The 20605-nt window shown below is 36.6% G+C and carries 17 protein-coding genes; 12 read left to right on the forward strand and 5 right to left on the reverse strand.

All coding sequences use genetic code 11. From position 1 onward, the window contains the following. Nucleotides 1–28: 28 nt before the first annotated feature. Nucleotides 29–1294, reverse strand: coding sequence for an OmpA family protein (locus tag GJU43_RS06585; protein WP_154339995.1), 1266 nt, complete (start codon nt 1292–1294; stop codon nt 29–31). A 226-nt stretch (nt 1295–1520) separates the two neighbouring features. After that, complete coding sequence (locus tag GJU43_RS06590) at nt 1521–3044, reverse strand: choice-of-anchor I family protein (RefSeq protein ID WP_154339996.1); 1524 nt, start codon at nt 3042–3044, stop codon at nt 1521–1523. 187 nt (nt 3045–3231) lie between these two features. Here GJU43_RS06590 and GJU43_RS06595 point away from each other — a divergent pair, with 187 nt between their 5' ends. Beyond that, nucleotides 3232–4272: an agmatine/peptidylarginine deiminase gene (locus tag GJU43_RS06595; RefSeq protein WP_154339997.1), complete on the forward strand. Its 1041-nt coding sequence runs from the start codon at nt 3232–3234 to the stop codon at nt 4270–4272. 301 nt (nt 4273–4573) lie between these two features. On the opposite strand, the gene fahA is transcribed toward GJU43_RS06595, so the two are convergent. Then, complete coding sequence (gene fahA, locus GJU43_RS06600; protein WP_154339998.1) at nt 4574–5857, reverse strand: fumarylacetoacetase; 1284 nt, start codon at nt 5855–5857, stop codon at nt 4574–4576. 108 nt (nt 5858–5965) lie between these two features. On the opposite strand from fahA, the gene glyA reads away from it, so the two are divergent. The 5 genes from glyA (at nt 5966) to GJU43_RS06625 (ending at nt 10494) form a co-directional block, all read left to right on the forward strand. Continuing rightward, complete coding sequence (gene glyA, locus GJU43_RS06605) at nt 5966–7240, forward strand: serine hydroxymethyltransferase (protein ID WP_154339999.1); 1275 nt, start codon at nt 5966–5968, stop codon at nt 7238–7240. Between the two features lie 140 nt (nt 7241–7380). Then, nucleotides 7381–7974 carry a tRNA-(ms[2]io[6]A)-hydroxylase gene (locus GJU43_RS06610; protein WP_007810758.1) on the forward strand — a complete coding sequence of 198 codons (594 nt, stop codon included), beginning with the start codon at nt 7381–7383 and terminating at the stop codon, nt 7972–7974. Between the two features lie 270 nt (nt 7975–8244). Then, complete coding sequence (locus GJU43_RS06615) at nt 8245–9285, forward strand: GMP reductase (protein WP_154340000.1); 1041 nt, start codon at nt 8245–8247, stop codon at nt 9283–9285. A gap of 24 nt (nt 9286–9309) precedes the next feature. Next, nucleotides 9310–9807: a GNAT family N-acetyltransferase gene (locus tag GJU43_RS06620; protein ID WP_154340001.1), complete on the forward strand. Its 498-nt coding sequence runs from the start codon at nt 9310–9312 to the stop codon at nt 9805–9807. A gap of 27 nt (nt 9808–9834) precedes the next feature. Beyond that, a complete protein-coding gene (locus GJU43_RS06625) occupies nt 9835–10494 on the forward strand; it encodes a hypothetical protein (RefSeq protein ID WP_154340002.1) in 660 nt (219 codons plus the stop codon). A 200-nt stretch (nt 10495–10694) separates the two neighbouring features. Here the strand turns inward: GJU43_RS06625 and GJU43_RS06630 are convergent, their stop codons facing one another. Beyond that, nucleotides 10695–11273: a pentapeptide repeat-containing protein gene (locus tag GJU43_RS06630; protein WP_154340003.1), complete on the reverse strand. Its 579-nt coding sequence runs from the start codon at nt 11271–11273 to the stop codon at nt 10695–10697. 228 nt (nt 11274–11501) lie between these two features. Between GJU43_RS06630 and GJU43_RS06635 the strand changes: the two genes are divergently transcribed. The 4 genes from GJU43_RS06635 to GJU43_RS06650 all read left to right on the forward strand — a co-directional run bounded on the left by GJU43_RS06635 (nt 11502) and on the right by GJU43_RS06650 (nt 15373). Further along, nucleotides 11502–12176, forward strand: a complete 675-nt coding sequence (locus tag GJU43_RS06635) for a response regulator transcription factor (protein WP_154340004.1) — start codon at nt 11502–11504, stop codon at nt 12174–12176. Nucleotides 12177–12178: 2 nt separating this feature from the next. Beyond that, nucleotides 12179–13582, forward strand: coding sequence for a HAMP domain-containing sensor histidine kinase (locus tag GJU43_RS06640; protein WP_154340005.1), 1404 nt, complete (start codon nt 12179–12181; stop codon nt 13580–13582). 77 nt (nt 13583–13659) lie between these two features. Then, the gene (locus GJU43_RS06645) at nt 13660–14379 is read left to right on the forward strand and encodes a hypothetical protein (RefSeq protein WP_154340006.1); all 720 of its coding nucleotides are present in this window, start codon (nt 13660–13662) and stop codon (nt 14377–14379) included. A gap of 46 nt (nt 14380–14425) precedes the next feature. After that, complete coding sequence (locus GJU43_RS06650) at nt 14426–15373, forward strand: bestrophin family protein (RefSeq protein WP_132033708.1); 948 nt, start codon at nt 14426–14428, stop codon at nt 15371–15373. A gap of 209 nt (nt 15374–15582) precedes the next feature. Here GJU43_RS06650 and GJU43_RS06655 read toward each other — a convergent pair whose 3' ends face one another. Further along, entirely contained in the window at nt 15583–17004 is a 1422-nt protein-coding gene (locus GJU43_RS06655; RefSeq protein WP_154340007.1) for a PLP-dependent aminotransferase family protein, read from the reverse strand. Nucleotides 17005–17105: 101 nt separating this feature from the next. On the opposite strand from GJU43_RS06655, the gene GJU43_RS06660 reads away from it, so the two are divergent. Together GJU43_RS06660 and GJU43_RS06665 are read left to right on the forward strand one after the other, a co-directional pair. After that, nucleotides 17106–18020 carry an EamA family transporter gene (locus tag GJU43_RS06660; RefSeq protein WP_370455524.1) on the forward strand — a complete coding sequence of 305 codons (915 nt, stop codon included), beginning with the start codon at nt 17106–17108 and terminating at the stop codon, nt 18018–18020. A 132-nt stretch (nt 18021–18152) separates the two neighbouring features. After that, nucleotides 18153–20414 carry an acyl-CoA dehydrogenase gene (locus tag GJU43_RS06665; RefSeq protein ID WP_154340009.1) on the forward strand — a complete coding sequence of 754 codons (2262 nt, stop codon included), beginning with the start codon at nt 18153–18155 and terminating at the stop codon, nt 20412–20414. Nucleotides 20415–20605 lie beyond the last annotated feature (191 nt).

Consider the following 20605-nt stretch of genomic DNA (forward strand, 5'->3'; position numbering starts at 1 on the left):
CGGCTTTTTAATTTATAAGAGAGAGAATTTATTTTACTTTGAAAGTAACTCTTCTCACGATTTGACGGGCTTCTTTAGAATTTTTATTCACAGAAGTATCTTCACCGTTTGCGATTACATTCAGTCTTGAAGCATCAATTCCAGCACTTATAGCTACGTTTTTCACAGCTTCAGCTCTTTTTCTTGATAATTCAGTGTTGTAGTCTGAACTTCCGATTTCATCTGAATATCCAATGATATCTGCCGATTTACCCGGATTGTTTTTCAAATATTTCACTAAGAAATCAACTCCTGATAAAGAAGCGTTTGTTGGTTTAGAAGAGTTAAAATCGAAATAAACATTTACATATCCTCCGTTAATTAATTCTTCAACCGTATTATTTGTTGCTGTTTCTCCGCCTTTTTGAACGTACGTTTTCTCTAAATAGCTTTCCAATTCGTCCGGTACACCATTTTGATTGTTATCAATAGATTGTCCTTTCGTATTAACAGCAACTCCTGAAACCGTATTTGGCTCTAAATCATACAGATCAGCAACACCATCTTTATCAGTATCAATAAGATTAGTTTCGATTGTTGTAACTCTGTCTTCTAATTTATTTAATCTTTCATTTTCTTCAGAATACCAGTCAGCATGTTTTTCATTTTTACCTAAGTAAAAAGTTAAACCAACAGAAGCATTTAGCAATACACCATCAAATGAACCTGTAGTCGTCTGACCCATTCCGTCAAAGTTGTGATTTTGTCTTCCGTTAACAATACCTGTTAAATCTCCTGTCAACGCAATGCTGTTGCTTAATCTGATTTGTCCGGTAAGACCAAGGATTCCGTGTCCCATATAATCTTCTCCGTCAAAACCGTTATCAGAAGTTAATTGTGTAACCCCAAATCCACCGTGTGCCAATATACCAATAGTATTCGTCCAGGTTTCAAAATTTAATGCTCTTCCAATATTTACAACCCCTTGCAAACTGGTTCTGATCGCTCTGCTTTCAAATGCAGGCGTATTGTCGCGTTCCTGAAACTTATCATATCCAAAGTCAAGTTTCGCACCAAATTTTGGGTTAAACATATATCTCACACCTAAATCAGCGTGGAAAGGATTTAATGTAGCAGTAGAATAACCCGGCGTTAATGCTCTGGTTGGTTTGTTTACACCGCCATTCAATTCGATAGACCATCTGTTGTATGCAGGTTTGTCAACTGAAGGCTGAGCCGCTGTCGTTGCCATATTTTGCGCACTTGCTGCAAATGATAGTACTAAAAATGATACGGAAGCTAATGTCTTTTTCATGTTATCTTATTATTTAATTTGAATTTGTTAAGCTTTTATTAAGCTTAGGACAAACTTAGGCCATCAAACATGAAATTTTGTTCCACTACCTTTCTTTAAATCTTATATAATTTCCATTTATTAGCCAAAATCACTGAAAAATTGTTAAAATAATCTAAATTTTGACCAAAATAAAAGGGACAAAATCAATATTTTGCCCCTTTTGCTATTTTTGGAAGGAATGAATTTACTTCAAATCTGCCTGGAAAATTTTAATCGTTCCGTCACCTTCACTGCTCACAATTACAAGACTTCTTTTTGTTGGACTTTTAGAAGCCGGAATAAAAAGTAACCCTTCCGGAGCATCACCCGTTTTCACGGTTTGTAAATATTGAGGCGAAGCAGGATTGGTCACATCATAGGTCATAAAAGCATCAGATCTTTCTAAACCTACGAATAAAATATTTTGGTTCCCCATTTTGGCCACTACTACCGCTTCAGGCTCTGAACCTTTATCGTCACTGCGTTTATCATCATAAGTTCCCAATTCATTAGTCTTTTTATCAACATCATTTTTGCTGTCATAGACTATTTTCCCTGTGTTTCCATTCCAGATAGAGAAAGATCGGGCTCCAAAACTTACCATTTCGTCCAAATCACCGTCGCCATCTGTGTCTCCCATATCGCTAACAAGATTTAACCTTCCTAAGTTTGTTTCCAGTTTTAAGGTAGCTGCATCAGGAAAAACGGTTGCGTCTAATGTCATGTCTTTCATTCTTTTGATGTCTGAATAGGCGGCATATTCTCTCGCATCTCCTTCGTTGGCCGTAACAAAATAAGGTACATTACTGGCAGAAAAGTGACTTATTGCATCCGGCATAAACATTCCTTTTACCTTCCACGGGTTAAAAGCAATCTTGTCATCCTTATCACTTACATCAATTGCGTTCGAAGCAGTATTAAAGTCTTTAAAGCCTAAAGGATAAATAGCAGTAATGGTTTTAGAAGTCAGATCTACTTTTGCCACTCCATTATTTTCCTGAAGCGTTACCCAGGCTGTTTTAGAATCATCAGAGATAGTTACATATTCAGGTTCAATGTCCTGTGCAAAAGATTTAGCAAAGGTTGAAATTCTGAAACCGTCTTTTTTCAAAGCGGCTGCCTGCGTACTGAAAGAGCTGAAATCTAAAGTGGTAACAGTATAATTGTTGGCTACTTCAATGATAGAAATGGTTCCGTTTGGATCTTGTGAATAATCGGTATTTGGCTCTCCTTCGTTAGCAGTCATTATAAATTTTCCATCAGGTGAAAAAGTTACCATATCCGGCAAAGCACCAACCGTAACTTGTTTGATCAGACTGTAATCTGTTGTATTAAAGACAACTACTTTTCCATTTCCTTGTTTGTTAACTGTAGATTCTAAGGCAATAGCTAATTTTCCATCATACACAGCAACACTATTTGAAGCACCTTCATAAGGAGTCAAATCAATTTTTCCAATTTTAGTTGGTTTTGTTGGATCAGACAAATCAATTACATCAATCTGATTCGTTCCGCTATTATTTACTGTAAAAAGTCTTTTTGTTTTTTCATCATAAGCTGAAATTTCAGCTGCAGCTTCTCCACCTATCTTAATGCTTCCTATTTCTTTAAAAGCAGCTGGATTTTCATTTACAACAACTTCAGGTTGATCGTTGTTTGAATTTTCATCGTTATTACAGCTTGTTATTATAAATAAAGCTGTTAATAATGAGATGCTTAGTTTTTTCATTGTGTTGGTTTTTTAGTTTTGCCAAATGTAAAATGCAGAATCTGGCTGAATATTAAGCCTTCATTATTTAATCTTTAACTTAATTTTCATCCGTTATTTAATGGAATTCCAATTTGATTTTCTTCCAGCTGTTTTATAATCCTTATGAATCATTATCTTTGTACACTTTTAAATTTAGAAACTCTTTATGGCAACAAATAATAGAAGATTCCCGGCAGAATGGGAAAAACAACAAGGAATTGTATTGTGTTTTCCGCATAATGGTAACGACTGGCCGGGTAAATATGACGCCGTTCAGTGGGCTTTTGTGGAATTTATTAAAAAGGTAGCCACTTTTGAAACCGTTTTTTTGGTTGTAGCCGATGAAAAATTAAAAGGAAAAGTAGCCGAAATGCTGGAAAGAGCGCGTGTAAATGTTGCGAACATTTCTTTTATCATTCATAAAACCAACAGAAGCTGGATGCGAGATTCCGGACCGATTATCGTAAAAAATGGTTCGAAAAGAGAGGCATTGAATTTCAACTTTAATGGCTGGGCAAAATATAAAAATTATCAGCTTGATAAATTTGTTCCCGGAAAAGTGGCCGATTTTATTGATGTTCCCTTAACACAAGTAATGTACAAGGGAAAACCAGTAATTGTTGAAGGCGGAGCAATTGATGTAAACGGAAAAGGAACTTTACTGACCTCTGAAGAATGTTTGATGCATCCTACCATTCAGGTTAGAAATGCAGGTTTTACCAAAGTAGATTACGAGGCTGTTTTTAAGGAATATCTGGGCGTTACAAACGTAATTTGGTTAGGAGACGGAATAGAAGGAGATGATACACACGGACACATCGATGATTTATGCCGATTTGTTAATGAAGATACCATTGTTACGATTGTTGAAACCGATAAAAATGATGCGAATTACAAGCCGTTGCAGGATAATCTGAAACGTTTGCAAAATGCAAAATTAGAAGACGGAAAATCGCCAACAATTGTTGCTTTACCAATGCCGAAACGTGTCGATTTTGAAGAGTTGAGATTACCGGCAAGCTATGCTAATTTCTTAATTCTGAACAACTGTGTTTTAGTGCCAACATTCAATGACAGCAACGATCGTGTGGCTTTGAATATACTGTCAGAATGTTTCCCGGATCGCGAAGTAATCGGAATAAGTTGTATCGATTTTATCTGGGGATTCGGAACATTGCACTGTTTGAGCCAGCAGATTCCTGCTTAGCTGGTGAAAATTTAATCACGCAAATTCGAAAAAGAGCAAAGTTTTTTTTCTCATTTTGTGTCATTTCGACGTAAGGAGAAATCGCACTAGAAGGTTCATACTGAATGTCGTCAATCTTTGTCGATTAACGAGGTCGAAATGGCAAAAAGCCATTAATTAATGGCTTTTATATTATAAACTTAATGACTAAGCGCCTTTGCTTGATTCAAAACAAAAGAAACTTAAATTTATTTACAGCCATAAAAAAACCTTGTTAGCAGCTAACAAGGTTTTTTATTGATTAAAATATTTTATCTTCTCTTCATTGTCTGATAAAAGGAGGTAACAATTGACTTGCCACTTCTCCAAAACCAATACGTACTTCATTGCTTTCGCAGAAACCTCTGATAATAACGGTATCATTATCTTCGATAAACTTGCGTTCGCTTCCGTCTTTTAGTTTTAACGGATTTTGCCCTCCCCAGGTTAGTTCTAACATAGAACCAAAACTGTCGGGAGTCGGACCAGAAATAGTTCCGGAACCCATCATATCACCGGAATTGATGCGACACCCATTTGAGGTATGATGTGCCAATTGCTGACTCATGGACCAGTATAAATATTTAAAATTTGATTTAGAAACTATAGTTTCTTCTGCATCTTCAGGTTTTATCGAAACTTCTAAATGAATATCAAACGCTTTTTTTCCTTTCGTTTGTAAATAAGGAAGCGGTGACGGATCCTGCTTAGGGCCTTTCGTTCTGAAAGGTTCCAGAGCATCCAGAGTTACAATCCAGGGAGAAATTGATGTTGCGAAATTTTTAGCTAAGAAAGGCCCAAGAGGCACATATTCCCATTTCTGGATATCGCGCGCGCTCCAGTCATTCAGTAAAACCATTCCGAAAATATAATCTTCGGCTTCGTAAGTAGGGATATTTTCTCCCATAATATTTACGTCGGTTGTAATAAAAGCGGTTTCCAATTCAAAATCAACTAATCTTGAAGGACCAAAAACAGGGTACTTTTCACCTGAAGGCAACGTTTGTCCCATTGGCCGGTGTACCGGAATTCCGGAAGGAACAATAGTAGAACTTCTTCCGTGGTATCCTACCGGAATGTGCAACCAGTTTGGTAATAAAGCATTTTCGGGATCGCGGAACATTTTTCCAACGTTCGTGGCATGCTCTTTACTGGAGTAAAAATCAGTATAATCACCAATTAAGACAGGTAATTGCATCTCAACATCCTCGATTTTGAAAATAACAATATCGCGGTCTTTTGTTGAATCTCTAAGTTGTGGATTGGTGGCATCGAAAATATCAGCGATACGATTTCGGACCAGACGCCATGTTTTTTTTCCATCGGAAATAAAATCATTAAGCGTGTCCTGCATGAACATATCATCCGTTAAATCTATTCCTGCGAAATAGTTTAATTGTTGTAAAGCTCCTAAATCTATAGCGTAATCGCCAATTCGTGTTCCTACTGTAACGACATTTTCTTTAGTAAGAAATACACCGAAAGGAATATTCTGAATAGGGAAGTCACTATTTTCCGGTACTTCTAACCATGATTTTCTTTTGGTATCGTTGGCGGTTATTGGCATGTGAATGTTAATTATTTGTTGAAAAATTGTATGTCAAATATATCATAATCTAACAGTTTGACAAACGTTTTTTTGTATTTTTGCAGGAAATTAACGAAAAACGAAAAAATGCAACGCGACGAACAAATTTTTGACCTTATACTAGAGGAACAAGACAGACAAATTCACGGATTAGAACTTATTGCTTCAGAGAACTTTGTAAGTGATGAAGTAATGGAAGCAGCAGGGTCTGTTTTAACCAATAAATATGCTGAGGGATATCCTGGCAAAAGATACTACGGCGGTTGCGAAGTAGTTGACGTTATTGAGCAAATTGCAATTGACAGAGCCAAAGAATTATTTGGTGCTGAATATGCAAACGTACAGCCTCACTCAGGTTCTCAGGCTAATACAGCAGTTTACCATGCTTGTTTAAACCCTGGTGATACGATTTTAGGTTTCGATTTGTCTCACGGTGGTCACCTGACTCACGGTTCTCCGGTAAACTTTTCAGGTCGTTTATACCGTCCTGTTTTTTACGGTGTAGATGCTGAAACAGGTCGTTTGGATTATGATAAAATTCAGGAAATTGCCACTAAAGAACAGCCAAAATTAATCATCGCAGGAGCTTCGGCATATTCCCGTGATATGGATTTTGAGCGTTTCAGAGTAATTGCTGACAGCGTAGGAGCCATCTTGTTTGCTGATATTTCTCACCCTGCAGGTCTTATTGCAAAAGGATTAATGAATGATCCAATTCCACATTGTCATATTGTTTCTACTACAACACATAAAACATTACGCGGACCTCGTGGAGGTTTGATCTTAATGGGGAAAGATTTCGAAAACCCACAAGGATTAAAAACACCAAAAGGAGAAATCAGAATGATGTCTTCTTTATTAGACTTAGCTGTTTTTCCTGGAAATCAAGGTGGTCCGTTAATGCATATTATCGCTGCGAAGGCGGTTGCTTTTGGTGAAGCCCTTAAAGACGAATTCTTTACTTATGCGATGCAATTGCAGAAAAACGCAAAGGCTATGGCAGATGCTTTTGTAAAAAGAGGATACAACATTATCTCTGGCGGAACGGATAACCACATGATGCTTATTGATTTAAGAAATAAAAATATTTCCGGTAAAGAAGCAGAGAATGCATTAGTAAAAGCAGAAATTACAGTAAATAAAAATATGGTTCCATTTGATGATAAATCACCATTTGTAACTTCAGGAATCCGTGTTGGAACTGCTGCAATCACGACTCGTGGTTTAGTAGAAGAAGATATGGAAACTATCGTAGCCTTAATCGACAAAGTATTGGCCGATCATACCAACGAAGCACTTATCGAAGAAGTAGCCAACGAAGTAAATGAAATGATGAGCGAAAGACCAATTTTCGTATATTAATTTAGTTTCAAGTTTAAAGTTTCAAGTTTAAAGTTTTGTAACGCCTAAAAAGCGTACAGCAAAACTTTAAACTTTTTTCGTTCCTAAAAGAACCTGAAACAAAGAAAACTTGAAACTTGAAACAAAACAAACAAAAGACCATGGGTGTACTAAGATTACAATTGCCAACTGACCCAAGATGGGTTAATATCGTAGAAAAAAATATTGAGGAAATCCTGACGGATCACGCCTGGTGCGAACAAAAAGCAGCAACAAACGCGATTACGATTATTACCAATAATTCGGAGCACCAGGATTTGGTAAAAGATTTACTGGCTTTGGCTAAAGAAGAAATCGATCATTTTGAGCAGGTTCATAATATAATTATCAAAAGAGGACTAAAATTAGGACGCGAGCGCAAAGACGATTATGTAAATGAATTGTATTTGTACATGAAAAAAAGCGGCGACGGAAGTCGTGTTTCCGGTCTGGTAGAAAGACTCTTGTTTTCTGCAATGATCGAAGCCAGAAGCTGCGAACGTTTTAAAGTGTTGTCTGAAAATATTCAGGACGAGGAATTAGCTGTTTTCTACAGAGAACTGATGGAAAGCGAAGCAGGTCATTACACCACTTTCATCACCTACGCCAGAAAATACGGAGTAGGAATTGACGTTGAAAAACGCTGGAGAGAATGGCTGGCCTACGAAGAATCGATTATAAGCAATTACGGAAAAGGGGAGACGATTCACGGGTAGGTTTTTTTAGTTTTCGGTCTCAGTATCAGTCTTCAGTCGCAGTATTCAGGAAGTGGAGACTGAGACTCAATACTAAACTTGAAAACAGGAACGTGTTTCGACTTCGCTTAACATGACAAACGTGAAAACTGCGACTGAAAACTGTGACTGAAAACTGTGACTGCTACCTCCGTGTCATCCGCATACAAATAATCACAAAGTTTTGGCAATCTAAAATCTAAAATCAACAATCTAAAATTGTATATTTGAGAGTAACGAAAACAGAAAGCCATGAGAATAGAAACAGATCTGAAATTAGGGTTTAAGGACGTAATGATTCGACCAAAAAGATCAACGCTAAAAAGTAGATCTGAGGTCTCTTTAGAACGGAATTTTAAATTTTTGCACAGTACTACAAACTGGACGGGAATTCCGATTATAGCGGCTAATATGGATACTGTCGGGACTTTTGAAATGGCGGAAGTTTTAGCCAAAGAAAAACTTTTTACAGCAATTCATAAACATTATTCACTACAGGAATGGAATACTTTTCTTAAAAATGTAACACCCGATTTCTACGATTACATTGCCATAAGCACCGGAACAGGAAAAGAAGATTTTGCTAAAATCGGTGAGGTTATAACCGCAAATCCATTGCTTAAATTTATTTGTATCGATGTGGCCAATGGGTATTCAGAGCATTTTGTTCAGTTTTTAAAACAAACCCGCAAACAATATCCGGACAAAGTGATTATTGCCGGAAATGTGGTTACGGGTGAAATGGTGGAGGAACTTTTATTAGCCGGAGCCGATATAGTAAAAGTGGGAATTGGTCCGGGCTCTGTCTGCACCACACGTGTAAAAACAGGAGTGGGATATCCGCAGCTTTCAGCGATTATAGAATGTGCCGATGCAGCGCACGGTTTGGGCGGACATATTATCAGTGATGGTGGTTGCAGTACACCCGGCGATGTGGCCAAAGCTTTTGGCGCCGGATCTGATTTTGTAATGTTGGGCGGCATGTTAGCCGGACATACCGAAAGCGGGGGAGAACTAATCGAAATTAACGGTGAGAAATTCAAACAGTTTTACGGAATGAGCTCTACAACGGCAATGGACAAACATGTTGGCGGCGTGGCAGAATACAGGGCAAGCGAAGGAAAAACAGTTCAGGTTCCGTACAAAGGGAAAGTGATCAGCACGGTTTTGGATATTTTGGGCGGTTTACGAAGTACCTGTACGTATGTAGGTGCTTCAAGACTAAAAGAATTGACAAAACGAACCACTTTTATAAGGGTAAGTGAACAGGAAAATCAGGTTTTTACCAATTAAAATACTTTTTACAATACATTACATATGATTACAATTTCACAAGCAGCTCTTAGTGATATTAAGCAAATTCAAAATATAGTAGATATTACATGGCCCATTACTTATGGCAAAATTCTATCAAAAGAACAATTAGATTATATGTTAGGTCTTTTTTATTCTAATGAGGCGCTAACACTGCAATACAATAAAAAAGAGCAATTATTTTATATGATTTATGAAGATGGAACTAATTTAGGTTTTATCGGAATAGAACATAATTATAATGGAGAAACAGTAACCAAAATTCATAAAATATATCTTTTACCTGAAACACAAGGAAAAGGAATTGGTAAAAAAGTGATTAATGAAATTGGAAAATTAGCTTCAGATAACAATTCAACAGCATTAGTTTTAAATGTAAACCGATTTAATTCCGCCTTAGGCTTTTATAAAAAAATAGGTTTTGAAATTGTTGATGAAGTGAACATCGACATAGGGAACGGTTATTTGATGGAAGATTATGTGATGGAGAAACGATTGTGATTAGTTTAAAAATAAAATTATCAACAAATGAATTTTATTAAAACCCTTTTAGGTAAGGCAAAAAAATATGAATTTGTATTTAATGAAAATGGGAAGCATCAGCTTGGAGGTGATATACCAACAGAATTTGTAATACCCAATAACGAATTTAAATCAAATTTTCAATATTTAGGGTTTATCAATAATGATGATCCGGCTTTCAATTGGCTTCCATTTAAACTAAATTTAATATGTCCAATATATTTAGATATTGATTTGGTATTTCTTGATTATGAAAAACCTAATGCTCCAAAATTAATTTACCCAAACAACACAGCAGAAATAGGAAGTGCATACAGAACTTTAGACTTAAATTCAAAAGTGATTTACGAAGCTCGAAAATTTTCTTTAGTAGAGTTTGATAACGTTACAGAAGATAATGAATTTGATATTAAAGGAATTGCAGGAAAGCCACATTGGGATCAAAAACACAACATTCCGATTTGTCCTAAAACAAATAGGAAGATGAAATTTGTTTGCCAATTAACGAGTTGGAATGATGTGCCAACAAAATACACAAATGTGATAGCTGAAAGCAAGTACGAACAAAATCTATTTTCAAAAATGAATTTTTGGGATGATGGAAATTTATATATTTTTATAGAACCTGAAGCAAAAACGGTTTGTTATTTTATACAGAATACTTAAAGTTTATATTTAAAACTTAAATTATAATCTCGCAAAGCCGCAAAATCGCAAAGTTTGTATTTACTTTTTTTAACTTGGCGTCTTTGCGCCTTTGCGTGAATTTTATATTAAAACTAAATAATTTAAAATTAGAATCCCGCAAAGTCATGAAATTACAGCGTTTTAGATTTGATTAGAATAATAAGAGGTTGTTATTCTAATTAACTCACAATCACATCATGCTTAAACAGCAATCCTTTAACTTCTTTCAAAGCAAAAACCGCTTTCTTCAACTTAGTTTTGGAGGGATCAATAGTATAGTTAAAACTTGTTTTAAAATCAGCTTTGTTGGCGATAGCCTTATCGAATTCGGAGCGGTATAAATCGCAATTGTCAAAAAGTACGCTTGTCAGATCTGTGGCCATAAAATCGATCGCAATCAAACTGCAATTCGTAAAAGTGGTTCCTTTTAGCTTTAAGGTATAAAATTTCGAAAAATCTAAAATGCAATCATAGAAATGAACTTCAAAGATCAGTTTGTCGCACATGGCAAAATTAACTTCCTTAATTTCACAACGATTAAAAGTAGCCGTTCTGAAAGCAACGTAATTGATTTTGGCCTCATTGAAAATGCAGTCATTAAAAACACAATCGATAAAGGTAACGGCTAAAAAAGTACAGGCCGAGAAGTTGCAATTATTGAAAATGCAGCATTCAAAATCCTTGAAATTGACATCGTCTCTGCCATAAATTATGGTATCGTATTCTTTATCAAGAAAATATTCGGATTGTTTTTTCAATGCTTTTTAATCGTTATTTGAGAGTGAAAAGATAATAATTACGTTGCTATCTGAGGCGTTTTGTCTTATTATTTTTAAAATGTAAATGAATTTATAAGAATTTAACCGTGAATAATTTAATATTTAAATTTTTAAGTCCTTTTAGTCATAATAAATTCATAATAATAAATTATTGTGATTTGTATTCTGAACTCAATTCTTATTTTTGTTAGATATACATATATTCATATGAAATTACTAATAGTTGAAGACGAACCAAATCTTTTATCCATTTTACGGAAAGGGTTTGCTGAAAATAATAATGAAGTAAGCGTGGCGCTTGATGGCAAAACGGCTTTGGAAATGATTCATAATTATTCGTTCGATGTTGTAATTTTAGATGTAATGCTGCCGGACATCAACGGAATTGAAATTTGCAGAAGACTGCGGGCAGGTAAAAATTTTGTTCCTGTTCTACTTTTAACAGCACTTGGGACTTCAGAAAATATTGTAACAGGCCTCAATGCGGGAGCTGATGATTATTTAGTGAAGCCTTTTAAATTTGGAGAGCTCGATGCGAGGGTAAATGCCTTAAACAGAAGAGCCAATCAGGAGACGGAAAAAATAGATACCATCGTCATCAGCGATCTGGAAATAAACGGAAGGGCTAAAACCGTAAAAAGAGACGGAGAAGCTATTGTTTTAACCGCCAAAGAATTTAAATTACTCTATTATTTGGCCAAAAATAGTGGCAGAATTGTCTCCAGAGACCAGATTTTAGATAATGTCTGGGATATAAATTTCGATATGAACACCAATGTTGTGGACGTTTATATCAATTATTTACGAAAAAAAATAGATAAACCCTTTGCAACCAAGCTTATTCATACCATGAAAGGTTTAGGTTATGTCATACAGCCTTAATTATGGATATAAGAAAAAAAATTACCGTTACTTACGTAGCGCTTTCTACTTTTAGTACACTATTGTTGTGTATTGTCGTTTTTGTGTTGTTTCGGGAAAATAACCGGTATTACTTCTTAAAACGATTAGAAGACAGGGCTAAGATTGTAGCGTCAATTCATTTTCAGAAAGATCCTGAAAAAATCAAATATTACCGCAATCTTAAAAAGAATGGACTGGAAGAACTTATAGAGGAAGAAGAATATGTGCTGCGAATCAACAGTGCCAACAGTTTTGATTACAATACCAACCTTAATCTGCCGAATAAATTTTATACCAATGTTCTAAAAACCGGAAGAGATTTTTTTGAAATTGATAATAAGTATTACCTGGGGCAGGTCTTTACCGAAAACAATCAAAGATATATCGTAATTGTGGGTGCAAGGGACAGGAAAGGAACCACAACAACCATTTACATTGTAAAAATCATGCTTTTTGGCGGGATTGCCTTTGTATTTCTGGCGTTCTTTTTAGGGCGTTTTCTGGCGAAAAGGGTCATAAATCCGGTTGCAAGAATTACGAAGGAAGTCAACAGGATTAGTGCGTCCAATCTTCATAACCGATTGCCTGAAGTTAAAAATTCAGATGAAATCTCCGATCTTACGGAAACGTTTAACGATATGCTGGACCGTCTGGAAACCTCTTTTGAGATACAGGCAAACTTTATAAATAATGCTTCCCATGAGTTAAAAACGCCTATTACGACAATTATTGCAGAGTCAGAGATTATGCTTCTGAAAGAAAGGGAAGTACCGGAATACATTCAGTCTCTGGAAAACATTTACAGCCAGGCCTCAAGATTAGGAAATCTGACCGAAAGTTTGCTCAAACTGACACAAACCGGTTATGACGGAAAAAAACAGGTGCTCGATATTGCCCGAATTGACGAATTACTGATGGATGTAAAATCAGATCTCGATAAAATTTATCCGGATAACCGCGTAAGCATTAAACTTAATTTTGCACCTAAAGATTCTAATTTACTATTGATTCCCTGTAACAAGCCTCTTTTAGAGCTGGCAATCAATAACATTATTACGAATGGCGTCAAATACTCTGATAATAATGAGGTTTTTGTATCGCTTTCCGCTACTAATGAATGGATTAAAATCGCGATAAACGATATCGGAATCGGAATTCCGCCGGAAGATATCCCACACTTATATGAACCTTTCTTCAGGGGGAAAATTGCCGCTAAATACATAGGATATGGTTTGGGGCTTCCACTGGCTTCTAAGATCATCCGCATGCATGACGGAGAAATACAGGTACAGTCGGAACAAAACAAAGGGACGATTGTAACCATCATTTTTAAGAAAGACAACACCAGAAAAGCCAACATTAAAAAATCTAATGTTGAATCTTAGAAAATTCTAATTTTAACTTAAGACCCTTCTAATTTGCAGGAAGTTATTTTGTACGTATAAACTAAAGAATTATACTTATGAAAAATTTCCTTATACCCACTACTTTAAAAGAAGATACCATCAGTGCTGTTAAATCAGCGGTAACTCAGGCAAAAAACACCAATTGTGAAATCATCTTAATGATGACTGCAGAGACTCCGGATTCTTTTTCATCTTCACAGTTTTTGCGTGAAATGAGAGTCGGCCTGACTGCAAGCCAGGAAGAGGTTCTTGATACCTGCCGTTATATTATCGGACATACGGCCAACTGCAAAATAAAAGTGCACAACCAATACGGACTTTCATCACCGGTTTTTAAAGGAATCATTGATGCTTTCGATGTGAAACTGGTCATTTTGACACCTTCTTATAAACAAGAAACAAAACGCATTCATCAATATCTGGTAAAATTAGCCGGAAATCAGAGATGTCCTATTTTACATTTAGGAACAGAAGCGTTGAGAGACGATTTCAATAAAGCGCTTTATATCGAAAACAGTAATGCCAACATGCATGTCAAAGATGTTCAGCAGTTTCTGAGCCAGAATTTCTCTTATGAAATTGTAAGCCAGACCGCCAATTTTGATGATAACTACGAACAATTTGCCCCTTATTTATCGGAAGCCATTTCAAAATATGATATCGATTTGCTGGTAGAAACACGCAAAGGCGAAAAAATCAAATTCAAAAAATCTAAAAAAGAAAATGTCAACGATAAACTTGGACTTCCGGTGTTGTCATTGTATGAAATGGCCTGATAACCCATTTCCCAAAAAGAAATAAGTTTAATTTAAAACCGAAAATATGTTATTAAAGAAAAGAATTCCAATGAAGTACGTTCTCGGAAAAATTAAAGTAGAATTAAGTCTGGTACTGGCTTACACAATTTTGTTTGAAATTTTTCACAATTATTTTATAAACCTGCCTGTAGATATTCCAATTGCAATACCAACAATGATTGGTACTATTATATCCTTATTATTAGCGTTTAAGTCCAATCAGGCCTATGACAGGTGGTGGGAAGCCCGTATTGTCTGGGGAGCTATTGTAAACGATTCCAGAACGTTGATCCGTCAGGTATTGACTTTTTATAAAGATCCTGATTTTTCTGTTGAAGCAAGCGAGTTCAAAGAAAATTTCGCGAAAAGACAAATTGCATGGTGTTACAGTTTAGGTCAGGCATTACGAAACAGAGATGCCATAACACCCATTGAAGGTTTAATTAGTGAAGAAGAACTGCGTTTTGTAAAAAATCATCAAAACATACCGAATGCCATTTTAATGCTTCACGCCAAAGATCTTCGAAATGCTAAAAACACGAAGCACATTAACATGTACCAACAGGTAGAAATTGATAATACTTTGTCGCGATTGTGTGATGCCATGGGTAAATGTGAGCGTATTAAAAACACCATTTTTCCCACAACATACAGTATGTACATTAGATTGACCCTGTGTTTGTTTATTCTGCTATTGCCTTTTGGATTAATCAGTGTATTAAGCTGGTTTGCTATTCCGTTGATTACCGCTATTGCCGGAGCTTTCTTTTTAATTGAAAGAATGGCCATTCACTTGCAGGATCCTTTCGAAAACAGACCTACAGATACACCGGTAACGGCTATTTCGAACACGATTGAAAAAAATATCATGCAGATGTTAAACGAATATCAAAGCGAATTTGATATCATTAAAGAATTTAATCTTAGTGCTGAACCTGCAAAAGTAGACAAGAATACCTATTATGTTTTATAATTAATGTGAGTCAATTTTAATTGTTGGCCAGACAATGCATGTATTTGTATTGTCTGGTTTTTTATTTGCTGTAATTCCTGCAAGGTCTTTTCAAGCTTGTAGGGATGACATTATATTCAAACCTCTAGATTAGATTAATTTTATGGATTTTTTTGCCACGAATTACTTATTTCATCGTACTGATTTGTGAAAATTCGTGGCAACCTTTTTTAATAAGAATGAAGCAACCTGCCCAAAGTCTGAATCGATTGTCGTAATTCATTGGTCCACGGCAAACCAAAACTCAGACGCATACAATTGGAGAACTGATCCTGAAACGAGAAAATCCTTCCCGGTGCAATACTAATACGATGCTTCATCGCCAGATGGTAAAAATCAGCGGTGTCTATCTTTTTATCCAGTTCTATCCAAAGAAAAAATCCGCCCTGCGGCTGGCTTACTTTGGTTCCGGCGGGAAAAGATTCCAGTACTGTGTTGATGTAATTATTACAATTATGATTCAGAATCTGACGAATTTTGCGAAGATGATTCTCATAGCGTCCGTTTTTAAGAAAATCGCCTACAACCTCATGAGTGATGGTCGGAGAGGAGAGGGTATGGTAAATTTTATTTCTCAGGATTTCCTTTTTAAATTTCCCCGGCGAAACCCATCCCACGCGATAACCCGGAGCCAGTGTTTTGGATACCGAACTGCAGCAAAGCACAATACCGCTTTCGTCATACGTTTTGCAATTGGTCGGACGGCTGGAACCAAAATATAAATCACCGTGAATATCGTCTTCAATTAAAGGAACGTTATAAAATTCCATTAATCGTACAATCTCTTTCTTATGCTCCACAGGCATCATGCTTCCGGAAGGATTACTGAAATTACTCATAAGTACACAAGCCTTTACTTTTTTGGTAGCAATGGCTTTTTTTACGGCATCCAATTCTATTCCTGTGGTCATGTTGGTCGGCAGTTCCATGATATACAAGCCCAAAGATTTTGATAATTGCAGCAGGCCAAAATAGACAGGACTTTCAATTATGATAGTATCTCCCGGTTTAGTCAGCGTCATGAGGCAGTGCGAGATTGCACTGGTACAGCCCGGTGTTGTAATAATATCGTCTTCAGTCAGCGATCCGCCCCAGGTAAAAGACCATCTGGCGATTTCGCGCCTCAGATTCGGATTTCCCTGTACTTCTTCATAACTGGTGCCGCTATTGGGCAGGGAACGCATCGCCTGAATCATTCCTTTGTTTAATTTTGCAATAGGAAGAAGCTCATTCGAAGGGAATCCCAAAGAAAGCATGGTTATATTTTTATCGGTCATGTTGCCGTAAACCTGATCGATTAAATCTTCGCGGTCGATATTCAGGCATTTTGAAACCGGACTGCTTGAACTCGGTTCCGCAATTACTCTTGCAGAAGTATTACTCACATAATAACCCGATTGTGGTCTGGATTCAATCAGGGAACGGCTTTCGACTTCGTAATAGGCCTTACTCACCGTACTCATGCTGTAACCCGTTTCTGAACAGACTTCCCGAATAGAAGGTAACTTGTCCCCAACATTCAGAACACCCGATTTGATCTGCTTTTCAATTCGGTCCGCAAACTGAAGATATAAGTAATTTGAATTTTTCATAAAAGAAACTGTTATGGTGCAATTTACAAAAACTGTATCTGTATTGCTGTTTTATTTTTATGAAATTTGCTTCATCAGAAAAATTAACCAAAACAAACCCCGTGAAAACAACAAAATATTACCTAGCTGCGATTACCGCTTACACCATTTGGGGATTTTTTAGCCTGGTGCTAAAACCGATCCATGAATACCCTTCCCTGGATATTTTGTTTAACCGAGTTTTTAGCTGTAGTGTCCTTATGTTATTGATTTCTTTTACCTTTAAAAGAAAAAGTATCAGAGAAACAATTGAGACTTTTAAAGCCTTGTCAAAAGCAGAAAAAAGAAAAACCCTATTATTAAATTTCGGAGGGAGCTTCTTTTTAATGGCCAATTGGTTTACGTTTATTTATGTCATGAATCATGTGAGCGTAAAAGCGACATCTCTGGCGTATTTAGTATGTCCGATCTTAACCACTTTGCTGGCGTATTTTCTTTTGCACGAAAAGCTGTCAAAAACACAATGGATTTCCGTTGGACTTAGCGTTTCAGGCTGTTTACTTTTATCATACACCAATATTATGGATATGGTTTTCAGTATTGTAATTGGTTTGACCTACGCAGCCTATTTAGTAAGTCAGCGTGTCAATAAAGGGTTTGATAAATTTATCATACTAACGTTTCACATTACGTTAGCCGCATTGGTTTTATTGCCTTTTTATCCAATTTACAGCGGACCGGTACCAACAGAATTTAAGTTTTATTTCTGTATTGAAACCATTGCCATATTGTTTACCATTTTCCCGCTGTTTTTGAATTTATACGCGCTTTCAGGACTTAATTCTTCAACGGTCGGAATGCTTTTAAACATTAATCCGATGATTGCTTTTGCGCTGGCAGCCTTTGTTTTTAACGAACAGATTGGAACCTTGCAGATTTTGGCTTACAGCATTATTTTTATTGCAGTTTTGGTATTTAATTCACATCATCTCTTTGCCCTGAGGGAAAAATATATGCCGGCGGCTAAAAACACATAAATCCGGAGCGATAAAATTACCAGAATCTTAACAGCATATTAAAACAGGAATGAGTATTTTTCATTTCTGTTTTTTTTTGTTTTTACGAAAAAGCAATTGAAATTTAATTTCCAAATAGCTCAATATTATTTTATGAAAAATACGAAACTACAAGCCTTTATTCCTTTATTTTACATGGTATGGTCTGACGATCTTCTGACGCAGAAAGAATTTACGACTTTACAGGAATTTATTACTTCGCTTACTTTTCTTTCGCCTGAAGAACAGCAATATTTACTTTCTAAAGTTGATATTTCAAATCCGCCTTCCCGAAACGAACTTGCCGAATGGAAAGGGGATATCGAGAAAAGTATTAAAGATAAATCTTCGATAAAATCTATTTTTGACATCGCAGTTTCACTATCTGATACCCATCTTGATATTTCAGCATTAGCATCTGATTTCACCAAACTCGAAAATGATCTGGGCGTTTTAGGTGAGGAAGTCATTCAGAATTTCAAAACAAAAGCGGAATCCTTTACAGCCAGTTCCCAGACCAACAATACTTTTGACATTGAGAAAATCACCGAACTTTTAAACGGTAAAGAAGCCGCGATTATCAAAAAAGTAAAATCGGTAATTTCAAGACCGGAGTTCGCTTACGAAACTTCAACAGACATCAATGTGTATCGCGAAACGGTATACAACTGGTGTAAAATTCTGGCTGCTGAAAATCTCGGAAATATGGCTTATCCAAAGCAATATGGAGGAGGAGAAAACATAGCCGATTATTTTGCTATTATGGAAACCCTGAGTTATCACGATTTAAGCCTGGTCATCAAATTTGGCGTTCAGTTTGGGCTTTGGGGAATGAGCGTTCAGTCGTTAGGAACAGAAAAACATTACGCAAAATATTTAAAAGATATTGGTTCCTTAAAACTTCCTGGCTGTTTTGCCATGACCGAAACACATCACGGTTCGAATGTAAAAGGGCTTGAAACTACCGCAACTTATAATCACAGCAATCAGACTTTTACGATCCATACGCCCAATAAGAATGCACAAAAAGAATACATCGGTAACGCAGCCGTTCACGGACAAATGGCCACCGTTTTCGCCAAACTGATTATTGACGGTCATGATTACGGCGTAAATGCTTTTGTAGTGCCTTTGCGCGATACAAATGGAAATACGTTACCAGGAATTACGATTGGCGACTGCGGTCATAAGATGGGATTAAACGGTGTGGATAACGGAACCATTAGTTTCGATCAGGTGGAGATTCCAAAAGAAAACATGCTGGATCGTTTTGCTTCCGTAAACGATAAAGGTGAATTTGAAAGCCCCATTCCGAGTGACAACAGACGTTTTTTTACCATGTTGGGAACCTTGGTCGGAGGACGAATCGGAATTCCGCGTTCGGCTTTGGCTGCGGCTAAATCAGGACTTACAATTGCTATTCGTTACAGCGATCAGCGCAGACAATTTGGTCCCGAAGGCGGTTCTGAAGTGCCGATTTTAAATTACCGCATGCACCAGCGCAGATTGTTGCCGCACTTAGCCAAAACCTACGCGGTACATTTTGCCTTACAATACCTGACGAATCGTTTTCTGAACAGAACTGAATCGGAAATGCAGGAAATCGAAGCTTTGGCGGCCGGAATGAAATCCTATTCGACCTGGAGCACAAGGGATATTTTACAGGAATGCCGTGAAGCCATCGGGGGAAAAGGATATTTGTCTGAAAACCGTATTGATGCTTTAAAAAACGATACCGAAATCTATACGACTTTTGAAGGAGACAATACAGTTTTGATGCAATTGGTGGCTAAAAACCGCTTATCTGAGTTCCGTAAAGCCTTTGGCGAGATGGGATCCCTTGGCATTATTAATTATGTTTATGAAAATGCAAAAACCGCTATTGCTGAGAAAAACCCAATAGTTACCCGCAAAACGGATGACGAACATCTGCTGGATTCTGAATTTCATTTGCAGGCATTTATTCACAGGGAAAAAACAATTTTAGCATCTGCAGCAAGACGTATCAAAAAACTGGTCGATGGCGGTTTAGAACCTTATGATGCTTTTAATGTCGTACAACATCAAATGATTGATGTCGCTCAGGCCTATTTAGAAAGAATTGTGTTAGAACAATTTCAGGCGGCAATAAAAACCGTTGAGGATGAAAATTCAAAAGTAATACTGACCAAATTATATCAATTATATGCGCTTTCGCAAATAGAAAAAAACAAAGGCTGGTATCTTGAAGACGGTTATATGGAAGCGGTGAAAACCAAAGCCATCCGTAAAATGGTCAATCAGTTGTGCTGGGATATTCGTCCGGATGCCGTATCATTGGTGAACGCCTTTGATATTCCGGAAAGTTGTCTGGCAGCGCCTATTGCTGTTAATTAGGGATATGGAGTTAGAAGTTAAGAGTAAAGAGTTAAGAGTAAAGAGTTAAGAGTAAAGAGTTAAGAGTTAAGAGTTATGAGTTAGAAGTTAAGAGTTATGAGTTATGAGTTAGAAGTTAAGAGTTAGAAGTTAAGAGTGAAGAGTAAAGAAAATAGATTTTTTTAAGAGCTTTGTTGGAGTTTTAAACTTTG

The organism is Flavobacterium sp. LC2016-23 (assembly GCF_009674775.1).
In the GTDB taxonomy this organism is placed as follows: Bacteria; Bacteroidota; Bacteroidia; order Flavobacteriales; family Flavobacteriaceae; genus Flavobacterium.